4 protein-coding genes are annotated in these 3,993 nt (G+C 70.3%); 1 reads left to right on the forward strand and 3 read right to left on the reverse strand.

Features of this window, described 5'->3' with window-relative positions; genetic code table 11:
• Nucleotides 1-166 precede the first annotated feature (166 nt).
• From serS to KY469_22560, 3 genes are read right to left on the reverse strand one after another with little or no spacing between them, the layout of a single operon-like run.
• Complete coding sequence (gene serS / locus KY469_22550) at nt 167-1,429, reverse strand: serine--tRNA ligase (GenBank protein MBW3665874.1); 1,263 nt, start codon at nt 1,427-1,429, stop codon at nt 167-169.
• 34 nt (nt 1,430-1,463) lie between these two features.
• Nucleotides 1,464-2,384 (reverse strand): prephenate dehydratase, encoded by a 921-nt coding sequence (gene pheA / locus KY469_22555; protein MBW3665875.1) that lies wholly within the window; start codon nt 2,382-2,384, stop codon nt 1,464-1,466.
• A 24-nt stretch (nt 2,385-2,408) separates the two neighbouring features.
• Complete coding sequence (locus KY469_22560; protein ID MBW3665876.1) at nt 2,409-2,948, reverse strand: DUF4446 family protein; 540 nt, start codon at nt 2,946-2,948, stop codon at nt 2,409-2,411.
• 197 nt (nt 2,949-3,145) lie between these two features.
• On the opposite strand from KY469_22560, the gene KY469_22565 reads away from it, so the two are divergent.
• On the forward strand, nt 3,146-3,993 hold an 848-nt coding region (locus tag KY469_22565; protein ID MBW3665877.1), incomplete at its 3' end, for a branched-chain amino acid ABC transporter permease.

Here is a 3,993-nt window from a genome sequence, read left to right on the forward strand (position 1 = left end):
CGCCACCAGGTGGTTCGGACGTGGTATATGGGCGACTTGAACGGTTGTGCCAGTCCGGTTCGCTGAGCGCACGCCCTCACAGGCGGTCACCGAGCCGTGGGCCGCGTCCCTCGCGACTCCAACGCAGCGTCAGACGGACGCGCCCGAGGGGGTCCTCAGACGACCCTCAGCCGGCGAAGAGGACGTCGCGTCCGAGGTACGGCTGCAACGTCTCGGGGACCGCGACGCTGCCGTCCTCGCGCTGGTGCTGCTCGACGACCGCGATGATCGTGCGTGGCACGGCGATCGCGGTGCCGTTCAGCGTGTGCGCCAGCTCGGCGCCGCCGTCCTCGGTCCGGTAGCGGGTCCGCAGACGCCGGGCCTGGTAGTCGGTCGTGTTCGAGCACGATGTGAGCTCGCGGTACGCCTGCTGGCCGGGCAGCCAACCCTCGATGTCGAACTTGCGCGCGGCCGACGCCCCGAGGTCCCCCACGGGGATGTCCACGATCCGGTAGTGCAGTTCCAGGCCGTGCATGATCTCCTCCTCCACGGCCAGGATCCGTTCGTGCTCGTCGCTGGAGCCCTCGGGCCCGACGAACGAGAACAGCTCGACCTTGTCGAACTGGTGGACGCGGAAGATCCCGCGGGTGTCCTTGCCGTAGGACCCGGCCTCGCGGCGGAAGCAGGTCGAGAACCCGACGTAACGCACGGGTACCGCCTCGAGGATCTCGTCCATGTGCAGGCCGGCGAGCGCGACCTCCGAGGTGCCGACCAGGTAGAGGTCGTCGCGCTCGTCGGTCCGGAAGATCTGCTGCTCGTCGGTGGGGAGGAAGCCCGTCCCGAACATCGCGTCCTCCCGGACGAGGACCGGGGGGATCACCGGCAGGTGGTCGTGGCGCTGGGCGACGTCGAGCGCGTAGCGGACCAGGGCCCACTCGAGCAGTGCGCCATCGCCCTTCAGGTAGAAGAACCGCGCGCCGGACACCTTGGCCGCCCGTTCCAGGTCGACCGCGTCCTTCGGCTGCATCAGCTCCACGTGGTCGCGGGGCGCGAAATCGAAGGTGGCGCGTTGGCCCTCACGGCGGCGTTCGACCGCCTCGTCCTCGGTGAAGCCGTCCGGAGCATCCGGGTGGGGCAGGTTCGGGAGGGTCGCGAGGATCTCGTCGCGTTCGACGGCGACCTCAGCCTGCTCCTCCTCCGCGACGGCGAGCGGCTGCTTCAGCTCGGACGCCGCCTCGATCAGTCGCGGCCGATCCTCGTCGGAGGCGGTGGCGATCGCTTTCGAGCGCGTGTTCTGCTCGGCCCGTAGGCCCTCGACCTCGGTGGTGACCTCCCGCCAGCGCTTGTCGAGCTCGATCACGCGCTCGATGTCCTCACGTCCGATGCCGCGCCGTTCGAGGGCAGCGATCACGGAGTCGGGATCCTCACGGAGCAGGCGCACATCGATCATGGTGCGAGCGTAGCCACGGGCGCGGGAGGTCCCGTCAGCGTTCGATGCGGGAACGCCATCCGGACAGCCAGTCGGCAGCGTCGCGGTAGGCCGCGTCGTCGGCGGCGATCCGCTCGGCCTCGGCGGTCTGCCGCGGCCCGGACCGCCGGTACGACCCCAGGACCTTGACGTCCCGGTGGGTCCGCTTGACGGCGGCCAGAGCGTCCCCCACCCGCTCGTCGGCCAGGTGGCCCTCGACGTCCAGGAAGAAGCAGTACTCACCGAGCTCGGCCTTGGTGGGGCGTGACTCGATCTTCGTGAGGTTGAGGTCCCGCTCCGCGAAGATCTCGAGCAGTTGGAGCAGCGCCCCCGGCCGGTTCTCCTCGATGAAGACCACGAGCGAGGTCTTGTCCCACCCGGTCGCGGCCGGCAGCTCGTGGCCCACGACGATGAACCGGGTGACGTTGCCCTCGCGGTCGGACACCGCTTCGGCCCGGACCTCGAGGCCGTAGCGGTCGGCCGCCAGCCGGTTCACGATCGCGGCCTGGGGCTCCTCGGCCTCGGCCACCTGCTCGGCGGCGCGGGCGGTCGAGGTCGCGGTGCGCCGCTCGATCCCGCCCATCTCGGCGCTGAGCCAGCGGCGGCAGGCGCTCAACGCCACCGGGTGCGACCGCACGACCTGTACGTCCCCGAGGGACACGTCGCGTCGGGTGGCGACGACCAGTGCGACCGGTAGCTCGAGCTCACCCTGGATCAGCAGGTCCACCTCGAACGCCAACGTGTCCAAGGTGACCGACACCGGACCTTCGAGGGTGTTCTCGATCGGCACCACCCCTCGTCCGGCCTCACCGTCGGCGACGTCCTGGAGCACCTCGAGCACGTCGACGTGCTCGACGAGCGGTTCGTCCTTCGTCGCCACCGTGCGGGCGGCGGTCTCGGTGAAGGTCCCCGGGGGGCCGAGGTACGCGACGGTCACGGGACGGTCTCGAGGGGCAGGGGACTAGGAGGCTGCGCGGCGCCGACGCCGGCGGGGTGCCTCCAGCGCCGCACCTCCAGCGCCGTCCAAGGCGGCGTCGATCGCCTGCTGCTCCTCCGGCGACAGGTTGTGCTCCGAGGACCCACCGGCGATCGGCTTCGCGTAGGTGCGGGCCTCGGCGCGGCCGTTGATCGCGGTGAGGACCACCCCGTCGCCACGTTCGTCGAGCAGCGCCGCGGAGAAGGACAACGCCCCACCCATCTCCTCGAACGCGTCGTACCGGACCACCCCGACGCGGGACACGGTGTCGCGGAGCAGCTCGCGCAGGCGCTCGGTGTTGTGGTGCACGACCCCGAGGTCGTCGCGGAGGCGGTCGACCTCGGCGACGTGCCGTTCGAGCGCCTGGAACAGATCCTCGCGGCGGTCCGGATCGAGCACCGCGGCGTAGGCCCGCTGGAGCCGCCGCTGCCGCATCAGAAGGACCACCACGACACCCGCGAGGACCGCGACCGCCGCGACCAGCACGAGCACGACGACCCCGACCACCTGTTCCGAGAGGACCACCGCGCCTCCGCTCTCCCCGTGACGTAGGGGCATCGTACCGAGCGATCCCGGCTGGAGGCAGGCAACGCGCGCGGATGCCGCCTCCGGTCCGGACCCGTTCCCGCCGCTCACCGGGCGGGGAGCTCCTGCCGAGTAGTATCCAGCCCGAAGGCAGGCGCGAACGTCCACGGGAGTCGGGTTCGATGCGGAGCGGCCAGGTGGATCGGCCCCGGCTCCTGCTCATCCTGCTGGTCCTCGCCGTGGCCACGATCAGCTCACCGTCGTTCGTCCTCGAGGCGTCCGCTGGAGAGAGCGGCACCACCCCGACGCCCACCGCGAGCCCGTCGCCCACCGAGCAGAGCGCGGACGAGAGCGCACAGACGTCGCTCACCGGGACCTTGACGACCGACGACGAGCCGATCGAGGGGGTCACCCTCGTCGCTCGAGGCCCCGATGGCAGCAAGGTCGGCGAGGCCACGTCCGGGCGCGACGGCAAGTGGGAGGTCGTCGTCCCGGGGCCCGGCCGCTACGAGGTCGAGCTCGTCGTCGAGACGCTGCCCGAGGACGTCGAGCTGCGCGACGAGCGCAACACGCGTTCGATCACGATCCTCAGCGAGGGATCGTCACGGCGGGTCATCTTCAGCTTCGGCGAGTCTGCCGACGTCGGACGGCAGTTCCGCCGGTTCCTGCAGCTGTTCGCCAACGGCATCCGGTTCGGGTTGATCATCGCGATGGCCGCGATCGGGCTGTCCCTGATCTTCGGGACCACTGGACTGATCAACTTCGCGCACGGGGACATCGTGACGTTCGGGGCGATCATCGCGTGGTTCTGGAGCTCGGGACCGGGGATCGACATCCACCTGATCCCGGCCGCCCTCGTCGCGATCGCCATCACCGCGGGGTTCTCCGGTGGGCTCGAGGTCGGCCTGTTCAGACCCCTGCGCAAACGGAAGGTCGGGCTGTTCCAGCTGCTGATCATCACGATCGGCCTGTCATTGGTGATCCGCCACATCCTGTTGATCTTCTTCGGTGGGAGTCCCAGGCCCTACACCGATTACACGATCTC

Source organism: Actinomycetota bacterium, assembly GCA_019347575.1.
Classification (GTDB): Bacteria; Actinomycetota; Nitriliruptoria; order Nitriliruptorales; family Nitriliruptoraceae; genus JAHWKY01.

What these genes read in the sequence shown, in the direction of transcription:
- serS (MBW3665874.1), bottom strand. Translation starts at nt 1,429, where the DNA reads ATGATCGATGTGCGCCTGCTCCGTGAGGATCCCGACTCCGTGATCGCT.